We start from the raw sequence: 23860 nt of genomic DNA on the forward strand, positions 1-23860 counted from the left end.
AACTAAAGTTTTAAATAAGATTTTTTTGCCAAAATATCCAGTTTAGTAACTATCTTACCGAAATCATACTGGTTTCTAGTAGTTGAAAATACGACAGGAAAACCTCTTTTTCCAGGTATAGGGTAACAGCATATTTTAACAATTTCTGCCAAATCTTCCGCCAAATCTTTTTTGTCTATAGACTTTTTAAACTCTTTAAGTGCTAATGGGAAGCTATGAACTAAATAGTCTTTAATGTCATCAAAACTGCCTCTGAAAGCTGTCCAGTGAAAGGAGGGATCAAGATTTTTACCTATTAATGATGTCATGTTTGCTCCTGTAAAATAAAAAACAATTAAACTTCCTAGAAGATACATATCCGTAGCACCTGTTTTTTTGAAGAAATTTGACTCTGAATAACCGTACAAGTACTCTGGCGGTGTATAAGAATTAGCCCCAGTAAATCCACCATTGTCATGTGGTGCAGCAATATCCATACATAATGATCTTCCTAAATCTCCAACTTTAGTAACAGTCTTATTTTCGTAAAGAAGAATGTTGGAAGGTTTTAAATCTTGATGAGATATTCCAACTCCATGTAATTGTTTTAGAGCAACTGCTACGTTATGTAGAGATTTCAACTTCCAATGTATTTCAACATTTTTAGTAAAATTTATGTGTTCTCTCAAATCTCCTTCAGCCATTTCAAATATTAAATAAGGGACACCTGGAATGGTAAAATCAGGAATGTGCTCTTCACCTTCATCAAGAATAAGTGAAACTTTTGATAATTTATTGTTTTTACATCTCAAAAGTAAATCTTTCTCAAATTTAAAAGCTGCTGACTGTTCATTTAAAATATCCATTATACTCTTACCAGCGTGCAACTGAAAAAAAGCATTAAAGTTTATTGCTTTTAAAAAAGCTTCTTTTTCGCCGTTACTAACCAAATAACAAACACTGAAAAATCCACCTGATGAGCCAGGTTTAGGTTCTATTTTTTTATTAACTCTCCAACCATTTTTTAATACTCTGCCTTCAAGAGATTCTGCCGCACAATCAGGTTTTACTGTCATATGTTTTAAGTTATTATATGTTCTGCAATTTAATGAATCCCAATAAATAAATGATTATCAGTTTTTTAAAAAAAAACTAGCTAAAAATATGCATTAATCTTTTAGAAAATCTCGTTGATAGTAATTTTATCATTGATAAAATATTATCCGATCAAATATATAATACTTGACACTTTAACTTTTACGGATAACCGTAATCTAAAGTGATTTTTAATTTCAAAAAAACTTAGATTGTTTAAGATTTTATATATTAATTATAAAAAAGCCCTCATAATAGAGGGCTTTTTTAGTTTACAATGAATTTTACACTGCTTCTAATAAATTACGGTAATCGTATTTTTTATATACTTCAATATTTGCAGATTCTTCTTTCTTCAATTGAATCATTTCATTCTTTAATTCAACTCTAAACCATTGGTCTGGTTTAGTATGTGAAAAAGTACTGAGCTTTAATGCAAGCTGAGCATTTAATTTTCTTTCTCCTGATAGATACTTATGAAGATTACTGTCTCGCATTTCAAAATGAGCTGCTAATGTTTTTTTAGAAAGATTAAGCGCTTTCAAATACATCTTAACAAAATCGAGAATTTTTAAAATCTGCGTTTCATTCTCACTCTGGATGTAATCTTCCAATTTAAACTGAATAGAAAGCAATTGATTCTTTAATATCTGTTCTTTGGATTGTGTGGAAGAATGTGATTTAATAATTTCTTTTAAGTCAGCTTTTTTCTTGTCATTCCAAATATCACTAATTTGAATTTCTTTATTTTTCATATCCATTAATTTAAAAACTCTGTAATTAATTTTTCACCGCCCACAGGAGGAATAATCATTGTTGTCTCTCCATATCTTAGAGCATAATATTTTGTTGAATAAACAGCCATGAGCTTTATCTGATTTTCTTGTTCTTCCTCTAAAACATCGAAAGCCAAATATCCTAAATAATCATCTTTGCCGTATTTAAAACTCAGCCTGCAGGCAAAAGCAATCAGACAGCCTGCTACTTTATCATATTTTCTGCTGTCCCCTCTGTTGTGCGGAGCCACTTCAACGAAAGCCATATAGGGTTCAATCTTGCTTTTCATTTCAAAGATCAGACACCCTTCAATTATATCTGGAGTTTCTTCACTCACTAAAATATAAGTTTCATGGCCTGTTTCTTTTGAATGCTTTTTAAAATTGAATCTCCATCCGTCTGTTATGGAAGGCAGATTAACTTTAACTGATTTAATATCTAAAATTTCAGCATTTACTAAATCATCCGTTTCAATTTTCAGTATTTTTACATTCATTATCTGAAATTATTCGTTAGACAAATGTACAAATAAATTATACATTTTGTATAATTTATTTACACTTTAAGATTAGTTTAATATCAATCTTTATTGCATTAAATACTTGGAAAATATCTGTTTATCAGTTCTCTCTGATGTGAGCTGTTGACTTTGATATATTTCTCGGTCGTTCCCGGCCATTTATGCCCTGCCAGTTCCTGAACTCTTTCCAATGAAATGTTTTTCTCGTTAAGCCAGTTGCAGATCACGCTCATTCTGATAGTCTGAGGGTTTAGTTTTCTGTCTGGGAATAATCCTCTTAACGGCTCAATCATGGCATGAATGCTGTTCACAACAATGGGCTGTCCAAGCTTTGTCAATATGAATTTATCACTGCTCCCGCGCAGTAAGGCAGGACGTGTTTCATTTATGTAATTATGAAACAGTATCATCTGCTTAGGCACAAGCTCCAGCGTTCTTTTATTGAGATTGGCAGAGCCTTTTATGTAAACTGTGCCGTTATCCAGATCAATATCTTTTACAGCCAGCCTTGCTATTTCATCACTTGCCAGCCCCTGATAGATCAAAAGTGAAATCAGAACATTGTTTCTCATGTCAAGATGTTTGTAGCGGTTCTCGCGTTCCATTAAAAGCTGCAGTTCTGTTCTGTTGAACAGATCCTGCACCTGAATGGTCTGGTTGCCCTTAATCTTGATATTAAGTTTTCTGCAGGGATGGTCATTTCTATAGCCGTACATCACCAGATAGTCATAATATTTTTTAATGGCTGAGAGTATTCTGATTCGGTACTGCACGTTTGACTGTTTCTGGCTGATTTTATCCATGTATTTGACTATATCTTTGTACTGGTATCTTTTAGCCTTTGGATTGGTCTTTAAAAAATGATTGATTGTATAGAGATAGCTTTGCGCTGTCTTCTCTGCTACAATTCCTCTCAGGTAATTTTCCAGATCGGGTTTCTTGTTTTCCATTGGTTAGGTTTTTAGAAGTTTACAACTGGTTTTCTTTTCTTGTTCTGGACAGCGTATATGTAGGTGGTATTGATCTGGGTATGCCCCAGAAAAGTGCGTATAAAATCGATTCCCGCGTTATTCTCTGCCAGATGATAGGCAATGCTGTGGCGAAGGCAGTGAAGCGTGATTTCTTTCTGGACAAGCTCGAATTTTCCTGTCTGCTCAATCATCTTGTTTAAAATCTCATTGAGGTTTTCTCCTGTCGATCTTCTGCCTCTGCTGTTGATGAAAAAGGCTTCCTCATTCTGGTTTCTCCCTGTCAGCCTTTCAGGCCTTTCATCCCTGACATATTTTGTAAGATAGTCCAGAACCGTATCGCTCATTGGAACTTCACGTCTTTTGTTTCCTTTTCCCTGCCTTACAACCAGCATTCCTTTAATGAGATTGACATCTTTTAGATCAAGGCTGGCAATTTCAGATCGTCTGAGTCCGCATCCGTAGGCAATGGAAAGCAGGGCCTTTTCCATTTCATTCTCGGCATGCTCATAGACCAGCCTGATTTCTTCAATCGTTAGAATGTTTCTAGGCTTCTGAGTTCCGCCTGTTATGGATGGGATATAATAGGTATTCTGGATTTCTTTGTTTTCCAGCAGATAAACCTGAAACAGCCCGTGCACAAAAAGATGCAGCTTGATTGTTTTTTCAGCCAGAATGCCGTTTCCCCTTTTCTTTGGTCTTGAAGAAAGATATTCCAGATACTTCACGGATTCTTTAGAAGTTACATTCTGAATTCTGCTGATTCCTGCCTGTTCCAGCCAGATCAGAAATTCCGTTATGATGTTTTTATAAAGGTTTGATCTTCCCTGCTTGTAGTTCCTGACTTTTACAAATTCTCCGAAGGCCACTGTGAGCCTTAGAAATTCCCTGCTCTGTATCGTTTTTTTCATTGCCTTTTTCCTTTAATTAAATACTGTTTTTTTTGGATTTTGAAAACACCCTCGTGCACACTCCGCGGAACGCGGAACACCAGTATCGTATTGCCAGTGTTTTCAAGGCTTCCAGTGTTCCGCTGGCGTTCCGTGGTGTTCCACTTTTCTAGTTTTCTTCTGATTTTTTGTTTTTTTTTAGAACTCTTCAAGCTGTCTGTGCAGTTCTTTTCGGATTCTGGTTTTGAGTTTTTCCATATCATCCCAGTAGGAGATCATAAATTTAAATCCCCTGTTGAATGACCCCTCGACAGGCTGGATGTATTCCAATTCCTGAAGTAACTGCATGTATCTGAAAGCAGATGTCTTGCTGATATTCAGCCCCTGTCTGATCTCTCTTGCCGTGAACTTTTTTGATGTTCCTTCCTTCTGCTTTTTTATAAAGTCCTTCAGCTTCTCAAAAAACTGTCTCGTGCTTTTATCAAGCTCATCCACTTTGATGATAATTGAACTGAAGAAAAGATCGACGGCTGATTTTATATCAGCTTTGTCAGTGATTAATCTGCCTTTAGTGTCGGTTTTTCTCTGGTACTGGTGCAGGATTGTAATCTGGCAGACAAAGTTCTGGAACTGCGAGTTCAGTCTTCTGAGCATTCTGGCTTCCAGCGGAAGGCTGAGCTTATCGGCAAAGGGATTTACAACCTCGTAAGATTTAAGCACGCGCATCACATTTCTTAAAAGCTGTTTTGCCTGCTCTTCCTTTTCGCCGTTTGAATGTCCTGCTGTTTTAAGGTTCTGCTTTTTAATGATCCTCAGTGTCTGCTGTTGGCTTTCATCCACGCCCAAGATCACCGAACGGCTCATGTTGTCGTAATACACCTCAGCTCTTGTGGTTGTGGTCAGGCTGGCAAAGTGCGCCTGCACCTGTTTGATCCTTCCCCTGTTGTTTCCGAATATGTCTTTTACCACAGTGGAACTGGTCAGGAACTTGGCCGACTGCATTTCCCTGAAGGCATACTGCGCCTCTTCATCAAGCCCGTCAAAATCCTGAATGACAATCAGCTTATTAATCAGTTCCTTATCCCTGTAATGGTAAAGCGATTTGCTTGTAATGCGTGTCATGTTCATCACATCCTCCTGAGGCATGCATCCTGCAATGCCGTTTATCAGGTGGCTTTTTCCCTCACCGCTTGATCCCTGAACAAGTCCGTGCATCAGGTACGGCATCTTATAGCTCGATGCCAGAATGAAAAGCACGATCCTGTTTTCTTCTTCCCCAACGATGCCGTTCTGTTCCAAAAGGCTGTCTATATTTTCCAGAAGTTTTGGTTTTGTGAGAAATGCGACTGCATTTTCCTGCGCCTGAGGCGTAAGCTCTTTTTCGGCAAAACGTTCCGCAATCGGGTTTATTTCAGCCTCAAAAAGCGATTCCCTGTGCTGTTCCAGAAGATCGGTAAGCGTTACCAGATCTTTTTCAAGGCTGTCATAATCAAAACCCTGCTTTTCGGATAAGTCCGTGCACTGGCTCTGAACTCCTGCAAAATCGAACAGGTCGATTTTAAGCCTGTGCTTTCTGTTGGTATTGTATTCCACAATCTGAAGCGAAATCCTGAGATTTCCCAAATCCATCGGCAGGTTTCCCAGAACAAAGAAAGTCCCCGAGAGGCCTTTGTAGCTGATTTTGTAGCCGTTTACAATCTGCAGTCCTTCGCCTGCTTTTTCCGTTTTTGCGCTTTTTAAAAGATTCGATATCCCTTCCGCTCCATAATTGACCCACATGTCATTCAGACTGTGCCCCTCGGGAAGTTCCGCTATTGAAAGCGGAACATCTGGTCTTGCCTCCTGCATTTGTAATCTGATCTTCTCCATTTTCTCACCGCTTAAAGATTACTATTGATTCCAGTCCATTTAATGATTTAATAATTTCAATATGCTCATCGAGCAGTTCACCGTCATGAAGTGCAATAACCGCTTCCCTCTGATCCAGTATTCTGCTCTGCATCAGGCTGGCGCAGTCAATGACAGTCGGAGCCAGATAGAGCTTTCTGGTAAGCGGATGGGGATATGCAGGATAGATTCCTTTCCGGTTTAGATATTCCTCCCGAGGGCTGTCCAGATCAAAACGAAGCGCAAAATAGTTTACAATCGCACTGTCTCTGTCCAGCAGGGGGAATATAAGCCCGTAGCGTCCGAAGACGGTATAGGCAGTCAGAGAATTATCCCGCACTCCTGCATCACTCTTGGTTATTACTCCAAGCTCCTCAAACCTTTCTTTGGATTTAAGGGTCTTGCGGTGGTGGAACTGTCCCGAATTAAAGCCTATTCTCAGGTCTGAATATTCCAGTCCGATGCTTTTCAGGTACGCTTTGGGCTTTACAGCCTTTGCGCTTCTGATGCCAGTTTCAAATGAACGGAACAGCGATTCTAAACTTTCCATATGCTTTAATTTTTTTAATTGGTTTCTGCGCTGATATAAACACAGCGATGCCCTGCCTGAAATAATCTTTCAGGCGGAAGTGCGGTATGGGCGTTAATTAAAGGCCGTCTGTGACAGGGAACGGCAGTTTATGAGAATAGAAATCTATTAGTAGATTTCTACTGCAAAGATAAACCAGATTTCAATGCGCATCCTGCTCAAAATTTGGTGGGGATAATTTCAAAGATAATTGGTATTGCTTTCACTTTCAATGGTAAAATATACTTGTGAAAGCCGTAGAACGTAATTTTAATTCAGACAAAGATAAAGCTCTTTTGTCTGAGCGTCATGGAGATAATATGTACATGAACGCGGTTTTGGCGTCATTGGGTAGACTCCTCAGTTTCCCGCTTCTCATTCACCATTTTATATATTTCATCCAGAACTTCTATTTCAGCCCTTGGAATCAGCTGAAGGGCAAGCTCCAGAACAGAGCCTATGTATATTTCCCTGTTATCAAGCTCGTCCGAATAAATTATATTCAGGCACATTCTAATGAGATTCACTCCCAGACATGTCATATCCGAGTAGCCGTAAAATTTTATCTCGCGTATTGACTCCCCCTCTTTGTCCTGAATGGGTTTCAGAAGCTTAAAATGATAAGATGCAAAATCTTTAAATTCATCCAGTGTTTTTATTTTGTCCGTTTCCATAATTTTAAAATATTAAATTTTAATCTGCGCTATTCTGTTTCTTCTGAAAACAGATCCGTAATCTCATTTAAAAATTCAAACTCGTCAACTGGAAACAGCTGAAGAGCAATTCCCAGTATAAGCCCCACATCAATATATTGGTTTTCAATCGTGGGGGGAACTTCTGCGCTGTCCTGATCTAAAGCGATAATGCACAGCTTCATCAGATTCCTTACAACAGAACCGAGTTCGCAATAGTCATAAACCCTTATCTCTGCATTATACATGCCCCTTTTGTCGTCAGCTGGTTTCAGGGCATTAAGCAGTTTTCCGCTTAACACCCTGATGTCTTCCAGTTTTTTTATTTTATCGGTTTCCATAACTTCATTTTTTTATGCTGATAAAACTTCCTGCTGATGAATTCCCTCAAGCCTCTCCAATTCCTTCTGGATCATGGCTTCCGCTTCTTTCATAAAATCACGGCATCTGCCTTCCATCATTCCATAATAATCGTAACCAAAACTGTTTGTTCTGCTGAATCGAAGCGTATTTGGGTTCTTTTTCAAAATCTTGAACATGTTTTTTTCATCACTGCTGTTTCGGGGAAAATATTCAGAAGTCATGCTTGTGAAGTATTCGCACAGCTCAAATAAGTAGCCCAGAGAAAAATGATTAGGGGTATATCCAAGAAATACCCTTATAAGGGAAAGACAGGTCTGTTCCACTATCTGATGAAGGGAACACATTCTGACTTCATAGGAAAAATACTGGTCGTTATTATAGATAAGATCCCAGATCGATTCACTAACATTTCTTCTGTCTCCTGCGTATGCTGAAGTGCTTTTCACATATCTCTTTTCTGGATTTTTCGCCCAGATTATTGGTGATCTGTATGCATCTATATGGATCCTCTGCGCATTCTTAAAAATATTCCAGAAGAAATACTGCTGGTCTCCATATAATTTGACGATGTTTCTCAGGCTGTGCATGAGAATCGTTACCGTTATCTGGCCTCTTGATCTGCTCTTTATCTTGTCGGTCAGGTCATTGCCGATATTATCCTCGAACTCTTCGGTTATAACCAGCAGATAAAGATGGACATGCTTTTCTTTCTGAGCGGGTTTCTGGAAAGGCTCATTAAAAGTATAACTGCTTTTCTTCTCTGCAAAACAGTAAATGCCAATTGGATCGATGTTCTGTGAAATAACTCGATAAATTAAATCGGATGCGGTGTTTTGAATTGCTTTCATAATTTTACTCATTTTAGTTAATACTTGTCTGAAAAATTGTATTTTTGTTTAACACACAGGCAAGTAAGCAATTACTTGTACCGTACGGCATCAAATTTTACCGTACCGTACATGAGATTTTTTGTATCATACATGAATTCCTCTTTTTTATTCTTAATTATTATCTTTGAGCTATGAGTACATTAACAAAACCAAACCACATGGGGCGCAAGATCAGCCGTATCCGTGAACTGAAAGACATGAAACAGGAAGCACTCGCACAGGCTATGGGAACAAACCAGCAGACTGTTTCGATATTAGAAAATAGTGAAGAAATAGATGATGAAAAATTGAAAGAAGTGGCAAAAGCTTTAGGAGTAAGCGTGGAAGCAATTAAAAATTTTTCTGATGAAGGAGTGATTAATTATTTCAACACTTTTAGTGACAATAGTATTAATCAAGGACCAATAGGTAACCAAAATATTTGTCATTTTAATCCTCTTGACAAACTAGTTGAAGTTTACGAAGAAAATAAAAAACTTTACGAAAGATTATTGAAATCCGAACAGGATAAGATTGAGTATCTGGAAAAATTGCTAAAAGCTAAATAAGCTTTTATAAAAGATATATTAATTCGCACAAAAAGAGACTTTAGAGTCTCTTTTTTGTTTTATATTCCGTCGCATTATTTAATTCTTTCTGCGGTAAATTCTTCTGCGATTATATATGGCTGTCTAAGATTAAAATCATTAGGACTAACATCTTCATTGCCAAAAATGAGAATTTTAGCATTTGGTTTATCTGCATATCCCTTTTTTTCACCAACAAGTTCACTTTTTATTTGAAAGCCCATATCATGCTTTTCACAAACTTTCAGTATGGAATTCCCTAGAGACTTAGGCATCATGATTGTTCTCTTTGCATAATTTTGGTAGAATTCCTCATTATTCCAAAAGTATTCATTGACGGTAATCCAATTTCCAGTTTCTCTCTCCAGAGCATAACTGACATCTCCAATAAATTCATTGACATTCGATGGCCTGCCCGTGATTTCACATTCAATTTCGTTTTCATGAAAGATTAACAATAGAGGATGATGCTGCAAAATTTTCATTTTAACGTAGGGCAAAGTTAAGCTCCAAAAAAAACCGTCAAATTTTTCAGTATTTCTACATGATAATTTCCATTCTTCATATTCAATAGGTATATCATAACTGTTCTGATTAATCGAGAATATCATTTCTAAATAACTAGTTGAAGTTTCAAATCGATAAGATTCAAGCTTCAAATCGCAATCATTATAAAACTTTTTATCGTTAGTTTTTTTTAGCAGTTTTTCTATCATATCATGTTTTTAATAATTATCCGTTTTATTTAAGCATCAAATTCTGCATAATAAATAATTCTTTCTACCTTTTTCGTATCTGATTTGAATTCTTCAAGTTTTAATAAATCTTCGTAAAAATCTTTTAAAACAAATATTTCTAAAAAATAGTCAAATCCTGGACATTTTTTTTCAGCCACTTCAATTGATTTCATTTCCATTTCGTCAATTGTCAATTTTAAAACTAAAGCTTCTGAATCTGGACGGAATCTTCCATTTACTTTTTTAGCATAAATTGAATACATAGACTCGTCAGTATCTATATAATCCATACATTTTATTATCGCTTGGCTTAATGTCATATCTCACATTTTTTTTGTTTATTTTATTTCGATAAATATTGGCTATTTTTTAATTAAAGAACCTCCATAATTTAGGATATGTTACTGGTAGATCTTCCTCTTTCCAATCCACGCCTTTCGTTGGCGGTGCCCCAAAATCATAATCTAAACCTTTTAGATATGCGACATCCCTTGGAAAGGTTGCATCTTCTTCAATTTTACCTGTTTTTATTTTATATGCTTTTGTTGAAACGTATAATAGTTCCTCAAAATCGAACTCATCTTCTCTACTAATGCTATCTGACAAAACATCAGGATTTCTAATGGTTTCCTTATAAATTTCTTCTCCTTTACCAATTAACCAACAGCGAAAATATAAATAACTGTCATCAGAAACATATCCTTCTATAATTTTTTGAGCTCCCATTATTTTAAAATCATCTGCTTGAATAATTAGCTGTCTAAGAATTATTTCAAATTCAATAATTTGCTCAGGATTGTAGGCAGATAGTTTCTCAACAATTGTTTTTTCCTGTTCTAATTTATCATTCTTGGAATTTGCAATTGAATAATCAATTATTTTCCAGAATTCAGTTTCATCCATTTTATTTCCTTTTATAAATTCACTAGCTATCTTTTTACTTTTTCCTTCTGATTCATTTTTGTTTTTTAACTGACATGAAATTATCGTCAACATTAAAAATAATATGATTTTAAACTTTTTCATTTTCTACTATTAACTACTGTTTTTTTTTTTAAAACTTCTGTTATTCAGCTACATTTCTCAAAAGCTAATTTCAATGCTTCTCCAATTGATTGAAAATCTTCACTATCTTCAATAACGATTTTTTCTTCGTCTAAGAAATGATATCCTTTTCGCTGGCCAGAAGTTCCCCCATTAATTGTCGGGTAGAATGTAATCTGATTATTTTGGCGGCTAATAGATACATAAACTGAATCTTTCATCTGAGCTTTTATAGATTTTAATCCCGTAATTTTTTTGTACGCTTCATAATTTTCTACTCTTTCCTGTTTAGTAAAATTCTTTATTGTTCTAGATAAGTCGAGATGTTTAAGAATTGTTTTACCTATTTCAAAATCTGAAATATTGATTTCTGAGATTGTAATTTCTTTCGATCTTGTAGAATATGAGTTGACTATTTTATAATAAGTTTCAAAGAAAATTCTATCAGGATATTTTATTACACTAATACTTTGTATAACTGGCTTTTTACTGCCAAAAATAGTTTTAAGAAAATTCATTTCTTTTTTCCTTTACAGTATTCATCAATTTTATCTTTAGCATAATCGGCACCAAGTTCTAATGCTCTATTCCAATTTTCACAAGCTGCTCTTTTATCGTTTAAATTAAGTTTTGTATTTCCAAGATTAAAATATGCCTGCTGCTTATTTTCAAGTGATGAATCATCAAACTGCAGTACTTTTTCATAATCTGCAATCGCACCTTGATAGTCTCCGTTTTCATCTTTTAATCCGCATCTATTTATTAAAGCACTTCCAAATTTTGGAGCAATCTCTATAGCTTTGTCATAATCTTTAAGAGCAGATTTCCAAGTGTAAAGTTCATTCTTTACAATTGCTCTTGAATAATAAGCATTTGAATCTTTCGAATCAATTGCAATTGCCAATGACCAATTAAATATTGAGCCACTTAAATCTCCATTGTTATAACAGTCAATACCTTTATCAAAATAGTACTCCGCTTTCGAATTGGCCAAGTCTGGAAAATTTGGGCTTCGCGGATCAAATAATCCTCCATAAGCATCAAGAGTTGAATCAAATTCATATCCTCTTTTGTACATATCCAAACTCCAATACATTAAATTTTCTGCAGTCATTGGTATTTCATTTGTTTCTCCGTTTACTTCCCAAAGTGATCCGTATTTTTTAACTTCATGCAATACATATGGATAATGGGAACTTAAGAATTCAGATAATCGGATTAGATTTTCCTTATCGTCAGAAATAAAAGTAAAATCCATTTTAGTTAGACAATTGTCTTTCAATCCACTGTCAGACATATTTTTAAATACGTCTTCAGCGGAAACCATCTCTTTACCAAATCCTTTTACAAAATCATCCCAAGTGATAAATTTATTTTCCATTTTACTTTGCCCTTGGGCTGCTAACGTTTTTAAAAATATTAATAAAATCAGAATTTGATTTTTCATTTTAGGTATTTGTTTCTTTAATTTTGAAATAGCACTTTTCACAAACAATTTTAAATTTGCCTTCTTCCCAGCATTTTTCTGACAAACCACCTTCTTTGATTCTCAATTTCTCACATTCGTTACACCAAGCCACAAAATCATCATCTTCATATTCGAATTCCATATCTTCAAATGTTTCAAATGATTCTTCGAATCCGTTTTTGCTTCCTTCTTTTAAATGCTGGCAGATAAATGCCCTTCTTCTTCTCTCATGATTTTCGCAATCAACATATTTGGTCTTTTCTCTTTCTGCTAAATCATTATCAATCAGTTCAGTTAATACAATGTGAATTTTTAAGTGATCAACAACAGGCCTATACACGCCAATACCGCCTATTAAATTACAGCAGATAGAAGATAATTCCCATCCTATCTCATCATAAGATGGAAATTCCCCATTAATTAGATTTTCATAGTTATTTGCAATTCCAAAACCTTTAATTTTTTCAATATCAACGACTACGTTTTTAGATGTATTTTCATTGTCCCACGACCATTTCCAAGTTTTAGATGCTGTGGAATAAGTTCCAACTTGATAATATCTGAAATTAATAGTTTTATCAGGCTTAGATAGTGTTATAATGCCACTCGGCTGGTCATAGTTCCAACTTGTAAAAGAATTAATATCATACGCTTTATTTAAATCATCTTGCATTTTTTGTAATTCGCCAAAACAATCTGTTAAGAAATCTTCATATGCCATATCTAATGTTTTTATAGTAATCCTAGCTGTAAATGTATAAGCAAATCACAAACTCTGATTAAAATGCTAAGTGTTATTTTTGTACGAATATAAAAACAATTTCTTCTCTTCAAAGTGAAAAAAGCAAATAAAAAAAAGCAAAGCAAGGTATTGGACACAGCCAGAGAAGTGCGCATAACATTTTTCTTCGTTCCTCAAAAAATGCCCTTCGGGACTTATAGCACTTCAACTGTCTGAAAGTCCAATTGAAGACTGCTTTCTTTTTTTCCTTTTTCTTTTTTTAAGTATTTATCTATTGTAACAGCCTACGGCCATCATGACCATATTTTGCGCATGATAAATTGAAAAATTCTCTTTAATTTAGTTGCTGACTTTTAAAAATCTCCAAAGATTGCCACGTTCCTGCAATCAGCAAGATGAACGGTTGTTTAACAACCGCCTATCTTGCCACCCATTGCCTCGGAACTCGGCGGTGGAGAAACTTAAAAGATAAGAGTTTGATAACAATGAAAATGAAAGATGATGAAAAGAGAAAAATCAAACAGAACACGAATCGTGGGACTGCGATTCACTCCATTGGAGTATGCCGAACTGGAAAAAAGATTCAGAGCAAGCACCTGCCGAAAATTAAGTGACCACATCAGAAGCCACTTATTCAACAAACCAATTGTAGCCACTTACAGAAACCAGTCGTTAGACGAACTGATGGAAGAGACAGCTTTACTTACTTCCGAATTAAGGGCAATAGGCAATAATATCAATCAGATTGCCAGAAAAATAAACACGCTCAAAACAGTTCCCGAATTCAAAGGACATCTTTATCTGTTCGAAATCCAAAGAGAAAGGCTTTTTGATAAAATGGAGGAGGTTTCAGTCCACACCCACAAAATCGCAGAAAAATGGTTGCAGTGATAAAAACAAGCTCGTCCATAAGAGGTATTCTGAATTACAACGAAAATAAAGTTGAGATCGGAAAGGCTGAATGTATAAGTGCTGTGAATTATCCATTGAAATTGGAAAAACTGAATTTCACTTCAAAATTAAACCGCTTCTTGAAACTGGCAGAACTCAATACAAATGCGAAGCGAAACACAGTGCACATCTCGCTCAACTTTGATCCATCGGAGAATCATTCGAAAGAAAAACTGGCTGAAATTGCAGACACCTATATGGAAAAACTGGGATTCGGCAGACAGCCTTATCTAGTATACCAGCATCATGATGCAGGGCATCCGCACTGCCATATAGTGACAAACAACATTCAGAGAGACGGAAAAAGAATCGATCTGCATTTACTGGGAATCAGAAAATCAGAACCTGCCCGAAAAGAAATTGAAGAAATGTTCGGGCTTGTAAAAGCCGAAGGAAGAAAACAGAAAGAACAATTTTCATTAAATCCGATAGATGTCGGCAGAGTCCAATACGGAAAAGCAGAGTCCAGAAAGGCAATCAATTCAGTTTTAAATCAGGTATTGTTTGACTATAAATATTCAAGCCTGCCTGAACTCAACGCGGTTTTAAACCTCTACTATGTTCATGCAGACAGAGGAAGCGAGGAATCTAGAGTTTTTAAAAATAATGGATTGCTTTACAAGATACTTGACCAAAATTCAAAACCGATAGGCGTGCCCATAAAAGCCAGTGAATTCTACAGCAGACCTACCTTAAAATTTCTGGAGGAAAAATTCAAGGTAAACGAAACAAAGAAGGAATATTGCAAAAATCATGTCAGAAATGCTTTGAGACAGGCTTTTTATGATGAAAGAATGACTTCCGTAGAGAGATTATCCGAAAGGCTCAAAGATGAAGCGATTCATACTATTTTAAGAAAAAGCAGTGAGGGAAATCTTTATGGAATTACTTTTATCGACTTTAAAGCACAGACCGTTGTCAATGAAAGCAGTCTGAGTAAAGAATTCAGTGCAAAAGGAATACAGGAAAGCTGTGCAATGAACATTCTTGCACTTGAAAGGAAATACCAAAAGTCCAATTCAACCGATTCAGAAATCTTTCAAAATCTCGAATCGCAAGAGTTTGTAAAAGAAAATCTGGTTGCTATACTGCTCCGTGGGGAAAAGATAAATGACTATGTTTCGAAAAAATTTAAACAGAAGAAGAAAAGAAGTCTTTATAAAGGGATTTAAAATAATTAAGGGTGTAAAATTACACCCTTAACTTTGTCTCCTATTTTCGTTAGTACATCCATACTATAGATAAACTATTTTAGTAAAGTTTTTTTTCCTTCTATATACCAAGTACTGAGATAAGATAGTTTGTTATTTACAATACTAATTACAAAATCTTCTATTGTGTGGTTGAATAAACCTACACCTTTGATCTTATATTCAATATCATCAATATAGAAAACAGGAAGATTATTCAATGATGGAAAAAAACCTGCATTAGGACATTTATTATTGAACTCATTTTTTAATCGATAATGTTTTATTGCTTTAATAATTGTAAGATATCGAGGAGGAAATAATAGCCAATATGCTTCAATTTGAAATTCTGAATATTTTTTTTGTCTTTCAAAATAAACTTTAAGTGTTTGAGGAGATTGCTGAAGTTCAATGGCAATTTTTCGACCATCTAATTCCACATAAACATCCGCAATCCATCCATTCCCAATTTGCTCTTCAATTGCTCTAAAACCTAATTTAGAAAATTCCTCCACTATAATCTTTTTTGATGTCTTATGCCAGATAGTCTCTGGCGCAGTAGTACATTCAATGGATTGATGTGCAAAAAATCTATTGTATTTAATACTCGTTTTAGGAACGGCATTAGCTCCACAGCATATCATTTTCAAATCGCCAATCTTGTAATCTTTTTTTAATTGATCCCAAGATTTTTCTTCAAACAAATTTGAATCAAGTAATTCTCCATCAACAGTAACAGCATATTCAGACATATTATAATTATTTAAAATTCATTGATTAAAATTACTAATAACGTTTTATTTAAACAGTTCTAGTCAAATTAGTCTGATCAGTCATCGTTGTAAATATCACTAAAAGTAAGAGGAATTTATAGAAATTAAAATCACATAAAAAACAATAATTCGCACAAACTACGTACATTACTTTTAAAAAAGATTATTTTTGCCAAAGACCAATAACCTTTTGAATTTCAGCATCAATCCAAGGATCTTTCCAAATTTCAAAATATTTAATATCAGAAGATTTTGGTTCTGGTTCACATCGATTTATCTTTACTAATGAAGGCAAAGCAATTGCTTCTCCTATAATTAGAGCCTCTCCAGATTGAAGAGTTGATAAAGAGTCTGTTAAATTCCCTAAAGTATCGGGTAATAATTTTTTTACATAATTTTGATCTTCTGGATTAGTCAACCTCATCGTTACAAAATTATTACATTGAGAAAAAATTGTATCTGAAATTTCAGAAGGTCTTTGGCTTACAATCGATAATGTAACTCCATATTTTCTACCTTCCTTAGCAATTCGTTCAATCGCATTTTTAGAGGCTCTAAATTTTACCAAGTCAGATTTTGGAACATACTTATGTGCCTCTTCATATACTAATAACAAAGGCACTTCACAATCATCTTCATGACTAGCAAGTTTAGTGGAATGATAACCAAATTCAAAGAGCATTCTAGAAATCAGTGAGACAGTTATACTAAGCACTTCAAAAGGTATACCTCCTAAATCAATTATTGTAATATTTGATTTTTCTTTGTTGATTACGCCTTCTTCATTTTGTACCTTACAAGGATAACCAATGAATTGCTTGATAGTATCTATAAAAGTTATTTTTTTTGAAGCATCACCTAATAAAAAATCTAAACGTTTATCATTTAATTTAATTTCTAATCTATTTATAAAATTAATAAATCTGGCATTTTGTGTGCCAGTAGTTGCTCCGTCAACCGGTTTTAATATTCCTGAAAATAAATTATGATTTGTCTCTTCATTAAATATAAATTTTTCACCTTTTAAGTCAAACCATTCTATAGTATTTGATTTTTGTTTTTGCTCATTATTCCTGTTTTTAAAATATATTAAGATCTCATTTAAATCAAAAAAAGATGGAGAATCATAATTTAATTTTGCTTTCAATTTTGGATCTAATGTGCTTTTTAATTTCTTATTTGATGTAATAGCCTCTTGAAATGCACTTCTTTGATTATGATCATTAGCCTCGGTTTCGATAAACAATTCTTCCAATTCTTCACTATTTAAAAGCCAGTATGGCAATACTAGGTTCTGTATATCAATATAGTTTGCTTGTGGAAAAGCTGTTTTATATTCACCGTGAATATCAAAAATTACAATATGAGAATTGTTTAAACCTTCATAGCTTCCTTTTTTGGCAATTAAAGCCTCCTGTAGTATTTTAGCAACAGTGTGAGATTTTCCTGAACCGGTCGAGCCAACAATTGCAAAATGTTTATTAAAAAATTTATTGCCACTAACTGGTACATCAATCTCTACATTTTGAACTAATTTAGAAAAACAAAATTTATCATTCTCTACTAATTTTCCTGAATATATATTATTCAATTCTTTCTCATTTAACAATTCAATACCGTTATTTGGAGGAAGGGGTATACCATGACCGCCTCTTTCAAATAAATCTGAATCATTAAATTTAGTCATTGTACCAGTTAATTTAACCTCAAGAACAAAAGATGGTCCATTTGATATTGTTTCCTCAATTCCATCTCCTTTCGAAATATTATTATCTTTTATATTATAATTTTCAATTACACCAACCACATACTTATTTTCAATATTTTTGTATGGGATCTTTATATAGCTTCCAATATTAAATTGATTTTCAAATAAAGAAGGATCTATTACTTCAATTTTTATAAAACTTGAGGAAACACTTACTATTTTAAAATTATCTGAAGTCATGATTTAAGTATTAAAAAGTTTTTGAACTTGTTTTGTATCTATTTGATCTATTTTTATGAAAGATTTCTCTTCTAATTTATTATTCAAATCTTCCATGAAATAATAAACTCTTCTTGGATTTATTTCGTTATTATAGTTTTTATCGAATGTATTTTTCGAAATAATTCTGAGTTTAAATGATGACTTTGCTAAACTTTCTGTTGCTTTACCACCAGATGTTTTCCTATTTATAATAGGCTTCTGAAAAAACAATTCAGAATTGAACAGAATCGATTCATATCCATCATTAAAAAAAAGATTGCTTCTTGACATCTCCTTTTTTACTTCAAATATCTCCTTATCATTTACAATAAAGGTTAAAGGCTTTATATCATAAGTTGCTTTATCATAATATTTGTCAATTAAATTAACTATTAATTGACCAATTGTTAATTCACTAGATTGCACCACATTACCGATAAAAATAAAATTCTCTTGGTTCTTTACAGGTTTTATAAAGTTAGTTTTTAAAAATTTTAGATATTCTACTTCTCCTTTATAGTCAATAAACGAAGATGTAAAAACTAAATTTCTACCATCTTTAATATAATTTATTATATCCTTTTGTGTGCAACTTCTATTTGTTGGATCTGTTTTATTTACAACCAGTTTTCTAAAATAATCTGTGATTGAAGAATAATAGAAAATTGCTTCATCATCAGATTTGCAAAAACCTAAATTTCTTATTTTTGATATCACCTCCTCAAATTGTATTTGAAAATTTGGAGCAAAAATTAAATTAAATTTTTTTATGAAATTCTTTTTATCAGCTAAATTATATGAATCGATTTTTAGTTTAAGAGCTTTCAGCTTTTTTGAAGAATTACTTTTTAATGTGACTTGCAGTATCTCTTCAAGTTCAACTAATGTGATTTTTTTTTTTTGCTCAGATTTATCTTTAAAAAAACAAAATAGATTATAATTAATTTGGTCATTTTTTTTAAACTCATCAATTAATTGAACTATAGGCTCTCTTATTTTATTTGGAGTATAATCTTGAGTTTCTTTATATTTAATTTGCATCACATAATCAGAACTATTAATATCTTGAATCTGCTCAATACTAATTTTTTTATTTTCATTATTCGTATTAAGTATTTCTAGAATTGTTTTATCTATTTGGAATTCAAAACCTTTTATTGCATAATATCCGCCGTCCATAATTTATGAGTATTTAAAGTATATTACAAATTTAAGTCTACTGAAAAAGTTGTCTATTGTATATAATTCTAATTTAATTACATCAAATTATCTGCTTTTTCCATAATTTCATATAATAAATTATAGGCTGGCTTGAAACATGAAGATAACTTTGCTTTCGACAATCCTTTACTATCTTTGTCATATTTATCCAAATAAAATCTATGCATCAATTCATTGCGTACAGAATTAAAGCTAATTAAGATATCATATTGATTCCGATTAATTAGATTACTAACAAATAAAACGTGAGCTAGCATTATATATGAAATCTTGTCATTTACATCCCATGTATCAGAAATTGATGTCTTACAAATAGTTATGGCATGCAAATGAAATAATGATTTCATTTGCCCTTCGATAAACCCATGTAAAACTGCAACTGCCTCAAAATAATAACCTTCTTCATAAGCTTTAAAAGCATGATCAGAAGGATAACCTTTTAAAGATATAATATTATTTTTATTAGTTTTATGCATCGCTTTTTCGTTCATCACTAGTATTTAAGTATTATTATTTTAAGGTATTTATTTTTATCATTAGACGAAAGAGGTTTTCCTTCATTGAAAATAAATATTAAACCTCGGATATTTTGATCAATTGGCAACAAGTATAAATACTTATTTTTAACAAGACGCTGACTTCTAACTTTATTCATCAATACAACACTAATACAAACTTGTTTATTACACACATATTGAGACAAGCCATTATAAAATAATTTTGCCTTCTAATAGAAGAAATATTTTATCCAATTTCTTAGCCTTTTTAAGACAATTTAAATCATTCTGTCATCATTGAAATTCTTTTAGCACATAAAATTGGTTGTATAAACAGCTTTTAAAATATCTGAAATTTCAACAATAAAATAATTAGGCTCTGTATTTTAAAAGCATGGTCTAATAATTATTCAACTACAGAGATGTCATAAAAAAATTCCTTTTTACAGGAGCATTCTTCTATCAAACCTTCTTCATAAAAGTTAACAAATGTTTTTACTGCTTGCAGTACTTCAAAATATTTAAAATTAATTAGTTTACGGTAAACTATTTTATAGGCTGAATTTACATCACCTGCAGGCTTTAAATGGATAAGTTCATTTCGTATTTCTATTAATTGTCTCAGATAATTACTTTCCTTTCTCTTAACTTTTTTTCCTTTTAATAAAGGTAAGGCAGTATTAATTTTATGAGATATTGAAGGTTGAAATTCATTACCATTTGCATCTAAGAATTCGAAATCTGTTGGTATTAATCTATTAGCAAAACTTTCTACAGTAGCTTGAAGATTTATTATCATATTTACAGAAACTTGGAAAAAATTTGCAAAATCACTTGGGTTTGTATTCTCTAGAGCTGATCCCTTTACTTTAGGCGAACCAGAAATTAGTTGATTTCTCTTAGACACTAATAACCTATGACACATAACGGCGTTAGAATAGAAAATAGTGGCAGGATTTATTTCCTGAACCATATATTTTTCATTGTTATATAGAAAATCAAATCCAAAAACAATGTTATCTTCAAACATTAAAATAACAGAACCATCGTTTAGTTCATTAGATTTTTGATATTTTTTAGCTCGCATTTTACTTTCTTCAGGAACTGTAATTTTGTTTAATTCACTTGGGTGGAAGTCTATTTTTTGTTTGATAGTGGGCTTGAATTTTATGTGTGGTAATTTAATTGATTGATCCATATTAATTTTTTTTTTTTAATTCTTTAATTTAAATAATTGAAGTTATTGTCCGAATTACTCAATACATAATTTAGACGTAATTATTATTCTTAACATCCATTTCTATATTATTAATCCAAAGGTCTTTACATAGTACGCAGTTATTTTGCGTAGTGAACTAAATAATTAACCTCCTGCGATTTCATATCAAATATTAATGTTTATTATGAGAAGGATTTACGGAAAACCATAATCATATATAATATGTTGCAGAAATAAGTAAAAAAAATATTTTGTTGACTCTGTGCATATGATTGACGGTCAGACAACATTTACTAAAGAAATAGCCTTATGCAAAATATTTGATCATGCTATAACAATAATAAGCTATTCGAAGTTTCGTAGAACATTTGAATTTTTATATACAACATTTTTTGAAATTTTATTTATTTCGATTTCAAGAGATGTCACTAGCAGTATTTTCCATGCAAAGTTTATTAAAATTCTTGTTGAGTATAATTACACTTTGGATACGATTTACATCCCAAAAAAATTCCGAATTTCCCTTGGCGTTGAATCATTTTATTTCCGCATTTTGGACATTTAATTTCTTGGATTGTCTTCTTATCAAGAAAATTAATTCTTTGTTTAACAGAATTAATATGTTCTCTTTGATCAATTGATTTTACTAAGTTAGAAGTACTAATTATTTGAAAAATATTTTCTTTATCGGTTTTCGATAGATTTACACTTGAATATTTTTTAATCGTTTTTATAAGACTATTTGCATTAACAACGTCACTGTCGGAGTCTACTTTTATCCTGGCTTTTGTACAGAAAACGACAATAGATCTATACTCTAAATCTTTGTATCCTTTTAGGTAGTTTTTCAAGGCTCTTATATGCCCTGCATTTTGGAGAATGGGATTATAAAACTTTTTTTTATATTTATATATTACTTGAGTCCAGTATTTAGAGTTTTCATATCCCACAATCCATCCTTTATAATTTTTCGTTTCAATAACAAAAACTCCAAAACTAGAAATTACTATATGATCAATTTGAGCACTTATATTACCTGTTTTTATGATCACATTATTAATAACCTTATAATCCGACTTATCTAAAAAATATAATATTGAAGAAACCTTTTTCTCTCCAATTATCCCTTTAATTTTTGACTTATAAGAACCAAAAATAAGCATTAGTAAAAAAAATAGAATTAATAAAATTAGTTCCATAAATTCTAGTTTTAAATTTGATCTAATATAAAGCATAAGAGAATACTATCAACTAAATATTATATAAAAATCTTCGGCAAATTATTTAGATATGAAGAAAAAGATAAATCTGAACTTTTTAGAAAAAAATATCTTATACGCCTGTTCTCAATATCTTTTTTGATCAGAAAATATGTTTCAATTACGGTTTTCCATAAAATTTGTTTTTTTACATAATATAAATTTGACTTATAATTATTAAACTAATAAAATTATGGGACAATTTAGAATTTCTGGTGTATGGAAAAACTCAGACAACGTTATAACTCATTATGCATTCCACACCGTAAGTGAGAACTCAACTTCTAGAGCGGTAAAGAAGACTAAAATGGAAGCAATCTTATTGCTTGAAACTAGTGGTAATAGTGCTACCACATGGGTCTGGAATTATAATCAATCAAAATGGAATGTAGGAGAAAAAGTTCAAGTTATCAATGGAAATAGTGGCAAATACTTGAGATCAAATCCTGATAATAAGTTGACTGACAATTTAGAACATTTAATAGATTATGATTGGATCACGGCATAATTAGCAACTTAACATATTAAAAATCTTATGAATAAATAGATATGGCACATAAATTAAAATTAAGACTCTTTATCTTCTTTACACTTCTGTCTTGCTCAGATATTATTTCACAAGAAACGAAGAACAATTCAGAAAATGTCAAAACGAAAATGGATGTATTTAATTCCAAAACAGGAATTATTACAAAATATATAGATACAAAACTATCAAGTTTAAAGACTTCTTACGGAAACGCAGAAAGCAAGATAAGAAAAGTAGTAAGTGGAAGTATTTCGGCATATTTTTATCAAATTTCGAAACAAGGTAAATACGGAGAAAGCACAGCTTCAATTGAATATACAGACTTAATAGAAGTAATAAAGGCTTTAAAAATATTACAGCCGGAAATGGAGAAAGATATTGCCCTCAATCCTGATTATTTAGAAAACAAATTTGTAACCGCTGATGGTTTTGAGGTAGGTTATTACGTTTCTTCCGGAAAGGCTAATTGGTATATCAAATTGGAAAAGCATGGATCAGACAATACTTTGTTTCTTAACAACGGAAATCTTATTGAAATATCATTCACGGAAGCTAGGAGTAAAATAGATGAATTAAAAAAATAAATATTTTCTCATTTATAAAGACAGGATGAAGCTTAAAATTTCAACAAAAATAATAAGATCAAACTGTAAAAAATCTACTTCAGAGACGGCAAAATAAATATAAAAACCTTAAATATAAATACTTCAAATTTAAAATTGTAAACAACATATTATAAGTTATTACCATTTTGTTTTATGAAACTTTAAGAATATTAATTTAAGATGCAATACCAATTATCTCGTAATAATCCGCAATAAATTGGTTAGATAATTGAATGCTTCCCGCTACTAAGACAAAAGTTTCAGAGAAATCTGGAGCTTTTTGTTTTGGACTACCTTGAGACAACTTTGACTTCACGAGCGTCACAAACTGAAGATGATTTATTAAAATTGTTTCTCTGACAGGGTTTCGATTACAGACTATTTTTATTTTGATTTTTTCTAGCCGATGTTAGCGATTGATTCTTATAGCTTCTTCTTTTATGAAAAGGGAGAAGATTATT

At 32.5% G+C, this 23860-nt stretch carries 27 protein-coding genes; 5 read left to right on the plus strand and 22 right to left on the minus strand.

Annotated features, from left to right (window positions below):
• Nucleotides 1-2: 2 nt before the first annotated feature.
• The 10 genes from FJOH_RS18990 to FJOH_RS19035 form a co-directional block, all read right to left on the minus strand.
• A complete protein-coding gene (locus FJOH_RS18990) occupies nt 3-1055 on the minus strand; it encodes a protein kinase domain-containing protein (RefSeq protein WP_012025648.1) in 1053 nt (350 codons plus the stop codon).
• A gap of 303 nt (nt 1056-1358) precedes the next feature.
• Nucleotides 1359-1829, minus strand: coding sequence for a helix-turn-helix transcriptional regulator (locus tag FJOH_RS18995; protein ID WP_044048381.1), 471 nt, complete (start codon nt 1827-1829; stop codon nt 1359-1361).
• 5 nt (nt 1830-1834) lie between these two features.
• Nucleotides 1835-2347 (minus strand): hypothetical protein, encoded by a 513-nt coding sequence (locus tag FJOH_RS19000; RefSeq protein WP_012025650.1) that lies wholly within the window; start codon nt 2345-2347, stop codon nt 1835-1837.
• A 98-nt stretch (nt 2348-2445) separates the two neighbouring features.
• Nucleotides 2446-3321 carry a tyrosine-type recombinase/integrase gene (locus tag FJOH_RS19005; RefSeq protein WP_012025651.1) on the minus strand — a complete coding sequence of 292 codons (876 nt, stop codon included), beginning with the start codon at nt 3319-3321 and terminating at the stop codon, nt 2446-2448.
• Between the two features lie 11 nt (nt 3322-3332).
• A complete protein-coding gene (locus tag FJOH_RS19010; protein ID WP_012025652.1) occupies nt 3333-4250 on the minus strand; it encodes a tyrosine-type recombinase/integrase in 918 nt (305 codons plus the stop codon).
• 177 nt (nt 4251-4427) lie between these two features.
• On the minus strand, nt 4428-6098 hold the full coding sequence (locus FJOH_RS19015; RefSeq protein WP_012025653.1) for an RNA-dependent RNA polymerase family protein: 1671 nt from the start codon (nt 6096-6098) through the stop codon (nt 4428-4430).
• 4 nt (nt 6099-6102) lie between these two features.
• Nucleotides 6103-6666 (minus strand): hypothetical protein, encoded by a 564-nt coding sequence (locus FJOH_RS19020; protein WP_012025654.1) that lies wholly within the window; start codon nt 6664-6666, stop codon nt 6103-6105.
• A gap of 362 nt (nt 6667-7028) precedes the next feature.
• Entirely contained in the window at nt 7029-7358 is a 330-nt protein-coding gene (locus FJOH_RS19025) for a hypothetical protein (RefSeq protein ID WP_012025655.1), read from the minus strand.
• A gap of 29 nt (nt 7359-7387) precedes the next feature.
• Nucleotides 7388-7717: a hypothetical protein gene (locus FJOH_RS19030; protein ID WP_012025656.1), complete on the minus strand. Its 330-nt coding sequence runs from the start codon at nt 7715-7717 to the stop codon at nt 7388-7390.
• A 12-nt stretch (nt 7718-7729) separates the two neighbouring features.
• Nucleotides 7730-8587 (minus strand): hypothetical protein, encoded by an 858-nt coding sequence (locus tag FJOH_RS19035; protein WP_044047902.1) that lies wholly within the window; start codon nt 8585-8587, stop codon nt 7730-7732.
• Between the two features lie 173 nt (nt 8588-8760).
• Here FJOH_RS19035 and FJOH_RS19040 point away from each other — a divergent pair, with 173 nt between their 5' ends.
• Nucleotides 8761-9177, plus strand: a complete 417-nt coding sequence (locus FJOH_RS19040) for a helix-turn-helix domain-containing protein (protein WP_012025658.1) — start codon at nt 8761-8763, stop codon at nt 9175-9177.
• A gap of 74 nt (nt 9178-9251) precedes the next feature.
• On the opposite strand, the gene FJOH_RS19045 is transcribed toward FJOH_RS19040, so the two are convergent.
• The 6 genes from FJOH_RS19045 to FJOH_RS19070 are packed head-to-tail and all read right to left on the minus strand — an operon-like array spanning nt 9252 to nt 13165.
• The gene (locus FJOH_RS19045) at nt 9252-9911 is read right to left on the minus strand and encodes a hypothetical protein (protein ID WP_012025659.1); all 660 of its coding nucleotides are present in this window, start codon (nt 9909-9911) and stop codon (nt 9252-9254) included.
• Nucleotides 9912-9940: 29 nt separating this feature from the next.
• Nucleotides 9941-10252 carry a hypothetical protein gene (locus FJOH_RS19050; RefSeq protein ID WP_012025660.1) on the minus strand — a complete coding sequence of 104 codons (312 nt, stop codon included), beginning with the start codon at nt 10250-10252 and terminating at the stop codon, nt 9941-9943.
• A gap of 49 nt (nt 10253-10301) precedes the next feature.
• The gene (locus tag FJOH_RS19055; RefSeq protein WP_012025661.1) at nt 10302-10958 is read right to left on the minus strand and encodes a DUF4240 domain-containing protein; all 657 of its coding nucleotides are present in this window, start codon (nt 10956-10958) and stop codon (nt 10302-10304) included.
• A 44-nt stretch (nt 10959-11002) separates the two neighbouring features.
• Entirely contained in the window at nt 11003-11494 is a 492-nt protein-coding gene (locus tag FJOH_RS19060; protein WP_012025662.1) for a contact-dependent growth inhibition system immunity protein, read from the minus strand.
• Entirely contained in the window at nt 11491-12423 is a 933-nt protein-coding gene (locus tag FJOH_RS19065) for a tetratricopeptide repeat protein (protein ID WP_044048383.1), read from the minus strand. The genes FJOH_RS19060 and FJOH_RS19065 overlap by 4 nt, the downstream gene beginning before the upstream one ends.
• 1 nt (nt 12424) lies before the next feature.
• Nucleotides 12425-13165: a DUF6882 domain-containing protein gene (locus FJOH_RS19070; protein ID WP_012025664.1), complete on the minus strand. Its 741-nt coding sequence runs from the start codon at nt 13163-13165 to the stop codon at nt 12425-12427.
• A 519-nt stretch (nt 13166-13684) separates the two neighbouring features.
• On the opposite strand from FJOH_RS19070, the gene FJOH_RS19075 reads away from it, so the two are divergent.
• Complete coding sequence (locus FJOH_RS19075; protein ID WP_012025665.1) at nt 13685-14077, plus strand: plasmid mobilization protein; 393 nt, start codon at nt 13685-13687, stop codon at nt 14075-14077.
• The gene (locus FJOH_RS19080) at nt 14065-15309 is read left to right on the plus strand and encodes a relaxase/mobilization nuclease domain-containing protein (RefSeq protein WP_012025666.1); all 1245 of its coding nucleotides are present in this window, start codon (nt 14065-14067) and stop codon (nt 15307-15309) included. Before FJOH_RS19075 ends, FJOH_RS19080 begins: the two co-directional genes overlap by 13 nt.
• A 74-nt stretch (nt 15310-15383) precedes the next feature.
• Here the strand turns inward: FJOH_RS19080 and FJOH_RS19085 are convergent, their stop codons facing one another.
• From FJOH_RS19085 to FJOH_RS19110, 6 genes are all read right to left on the minus strand, one after another.
• The gene (locus FJOH_RS19085; RefSeq protein WP_012025667.1) at nt 15384-16079 is read right to left on the minus strand and encodes a competence protein CoiA family protein; all 696 of its coding nucleotides are present in this window, start codon (nt 16077-16079) and stop codon (nt 15384-15386) included.
• 184 nt (nt 16080-16263) lie between these two features.
• Nucleotides 16264-18048, minus strand: coding sequence for an ATP-binding protein (locus tag FJOH_RS19090; RefSeq protein ID WP_012025668.1), 1785 nt, complete (start codon nt 18046-18048; stop codon nt 16264-16266).
• A gap of 3 nt (nt 18049-18051) precedes the next feature.
• Entirely contained in the window at nt 18052-19248 is a 1197-nt protein-coding gene (locus FJOH_RS19095) for a hypothetical protein (protein ID WP_012025669.1), read from the minus strand.
• A gap of 77 nt (nt 19249-19325) precedes the next feature.
• Nucleotides 19326-19781: a hypothetical protein gene (locus tag FJOH_RS19100; RefSeq protein WP_044047906.1), complete on the minus strand. Its 456-nt coding sequence runs from the start codon at nt 19779-19781 to the stop codon at nt 19326-19328.
• Nucleotides 19782-20193: 412 nt separating this feature from the next.
• A complete protein-coding gene (locus FJOH_RS19105) occupies nt 20194-20985 on the minus strand; it encodes a hypothetical protein (RefSeq protein WP_012025671.1) in 792 nt (263 codons plus the stop codon).
• A 476-nt stretch (nt 20986-21461) separates the two neighbouring features.
• Nucleotides 21462-22205 carry an NERD domain-containing protein gene (locus tag FJOH_RS19110; RefSeq protein WP_073099587.1) on the minus strand — a complete coding sequence of 248 codons (744 nt, stop codon included), beginning with the start codon at nt 22203-22205 and terminating at the stop codon, nt 21462-21464.
• Between the two features lie 253 nt (nt 22206-22458).
• On the opposite strand from FJOH_RS19110, the gene FJOH_RS19115 reads away from it, so the two are divergent.
• Both FJOH_RS19115 and FJOH_RS19120 read left to right on the plus strand, forming a co-directional pair.
• A complete protein-coding gene (locus tag FJOH_RS19115) occupies nt 22459-22773 on the plus strand; it encodes a DUF3892 domain-containing protein (RefSeq protein WP_044047909.1) in 315 nt (104 codons plus the stop codon).
• Between the two features lie 41 nt (nt 22774-22814).
• Nucleotides 22815-23378 carry a hypothetical protein gene (locus FJOH_RS19120; protein WP_012025673.1) on the plus strand — a complete coding sequence of 188 codons (564 nt, stop codon included), beginning with the start codon at nt 22815-22817 and terminating at the stop codon, nt 23376-23378.
• The last annotated feature ends 482 nt before the right edge of the window (nt 23379-23860 follow it).

The sequence above is a fragment of the Flavobacterium johnsoniae UW101 genome, assembly GCF_000016645.1.
Lineage (GTDB): Bacteria > Bacteroidota > Bacteroidia > Flavobacteriales > Flavobacteriaceae > Flavobacterium > Flavobacterium johnsoniae.

What these genes read in the sequence shown, in the direction of transcription:
- FJOH_RS18990 (WP_012025648.1), bottom strand. Translation starts at nt 1,055, where the DNA reads ATGACAGTAAAACCTGATTGTGCGGCAGAATCTCTTGAAGGCAGAGTA.
- FJOH_RS18995 (WP_044048381.1), bottom strand. Translation starts at nt 1,829, where the DNA reads ATGAAAAATAAAGAAATTCAAATTAGTGATATTTGGAATGACAAGAAA.
- FJOH_RS19000 (WP_012025650.1), bottom strand. Translation starts at nt 2,347, where the DNA reads ATGAATGTAAAAATACTGAAAATTGAAACGGATGATTTAGTAAATGCT.
- FJOH_RS19005 (WP_012025651.1), bottom strand. Translation starts at nt 3,321, where the DNA reads ATGGAAAACAAGAAACCCGATCTGGAAAATTACCTGAGAGGAATTGTA.
- FJOH_RS19010 (WP_012025652.1), bottom strand. Translation starts at nt 4,250, where the DNA reads ATGAAAAAAACGATACAGAGCAGGGAATTTCTAAGGCTCACAGTGGCC.
- FJOH_RS19015 (WP_012025653.1), bottom strand. Translation starts at nt 6,098, where the DNA reads ATGGAGAAGATCAGATTACAAATGCAGGAGGCAAGACCAGATGTTCCG.
- FJOH_RS19020 (WP_012025654.1), bottom strand. Translation starts at nt 6,666, where the DNA reads ATGGAAAGTTTAGAATCGCTGTTCCGTTCATTTGAAACTGGCATCAGA.
- FJOH_RS19025 (WP_012025655.1), bottom strand. Translation starts at nt 7,358, where the DNA reads ATGGAAACGGACAAAATAAAAACACTGGATGAATTTAAAGATTTTGCA.
- FJOH_RS19030 (WP_012025656.1), bottom strand. Translation starts at nt 7,717, where the DNA reads ATGGAAACCGATAAAATAAAAAAACTGGAAGACATCAGGGTGTTAAGC.
- FJOH_RS19035 (WP_044047902.1), bottom strand. Translation starts at nt 8,587, where the DNA reads ATGAAAGCAATTCAAAACACCGCATCCGATTTAATTTATCGAGTTATT.
- FJOH_RS19040 (WP_012025658.1), top strand. Translation starts at nt 8,761, where the DNA reads ATGAGTACATTAACAAAACCAAACCACATGGGGCGCAAGATCAGCCGT.
- FJOH_RS19045 (WP_012025659.1), bottom strand. Translation starts at nt 9,911, where the DNA reads ATGATAGAAAAACTGCTAAAAAAAACTAACGATAAAAAGTTTTATAAT.
- FJOH_RS19050 (WP_012025660.1), bottom strand. Translation starts at nt 10,252, where the DNA reads ATGACATTAAGCCAAGCGATAATAAAATGTATGGATTATATAGATACT.
- FJOH_RS19055 (WP_012025661.1), bottom strand. Translation starts at nt 10,958, where the DNA reads ATGAAAAAGTTTAAAATCATATTATTTTTAATGTTGACGATAATTTCA.
- FJOH_RS19060 (WP_012025662.1), bottom strand. Translation starts at nt 11,494, where the DNA reads ATGAATTTTCTTAAAACTATTTTTGGCAGTAAAAAGCCAGTTATACAA.
- FJOH_RS19065 (WP_044048383.1), bottom strand. Translation starts at nt 12,423, where the DNA reads ATGAAAAATCAAATTCTGATTTTATTAATATTTTTAAAAACGTTAGCA.
- FJOH_RS19070 (WP_012025664.1), bottom strand. Translation starts at nt 13,165, where the DNA reads ATGGCATATGAAGATTTCTTAACAGATTGTTTTGGCGAATTACAAAAA.
- FJOH_RS19075 (WP_012025665.1), top strand. Translation starts at nt 13,685, where the DNA reads ATGATGAAAAGAGAAAAATCAAACAGAACACGAATCGTGGGACTGCGA.
- FJOH_RS19080 (WP_012025666.1), top strand. Translation starts at nt 14,065, where the DNA reads ATGGTTGCAGTGATAAAAACAAGCTCGTCCATAAGAGGTATTCTGAAT.
- FJOH_RS19085 (WP_012025667.1), bottom strand. Translation starts at nt 16,079, where the DNA reads ATGTCTGAATATGCTGTTACTGTTGATGGAGAATTACTTGATTCAAAT.
- FJOH_RS19090 (WP_012025668.1), bottom strand. Translation starts at nt 18,048, where the DNA reads ATGACTTCAGATAATTTTAAAATAGTAAGTGTTTCCTCAAGTTTTATA.
- FJOH_RS19095 (WP_012025669.1), bottom strand. Translation starts at nt 19,248, where the DNA reads ATGGACGGCGGATATTATGCAATAAAAGGTTTTGAATTCCAAATAGAT.
- FJOH_RS19100 (WP_044047906.1), bottom strand. Translation starts at nt 19,781, where the DNA reads ATGAACGAAAAAGCGATGCATAAAACTAATAAAAATAATATTATATCT.
- FJOH_RS19105 (WP_012025671.1), bottom strand. Translation starts at nt 20,985, where the DNA reads ATGGATCAATCAATTAAATTACCACACATAAAATTCAAGCCCACTATC.
- FJOH_RS19110 (WP_073099587.1), bottom strand. Translation starts at nt 22,205, where the DNA reads ATGGAACTAATTTTATTAATTCTATTTTTTTTACTAATGCTTATTTTT.
- FJOH_RS19115 (WP_044047909.1), top strand. Translation starts at nt 22,459, where the DNA reads ATGGGACAATTTAGAATTTCTGGTGTATGGAAAAACTCAGACAACGTT.
- FJOH_RS19120 (WP_012025673.1), top strand. Translation starts at nt 22,815, where the DNA reads ATGGCACATAAATTAAAATTAAGACTCTTTATCTTCTTTACACTTCTG.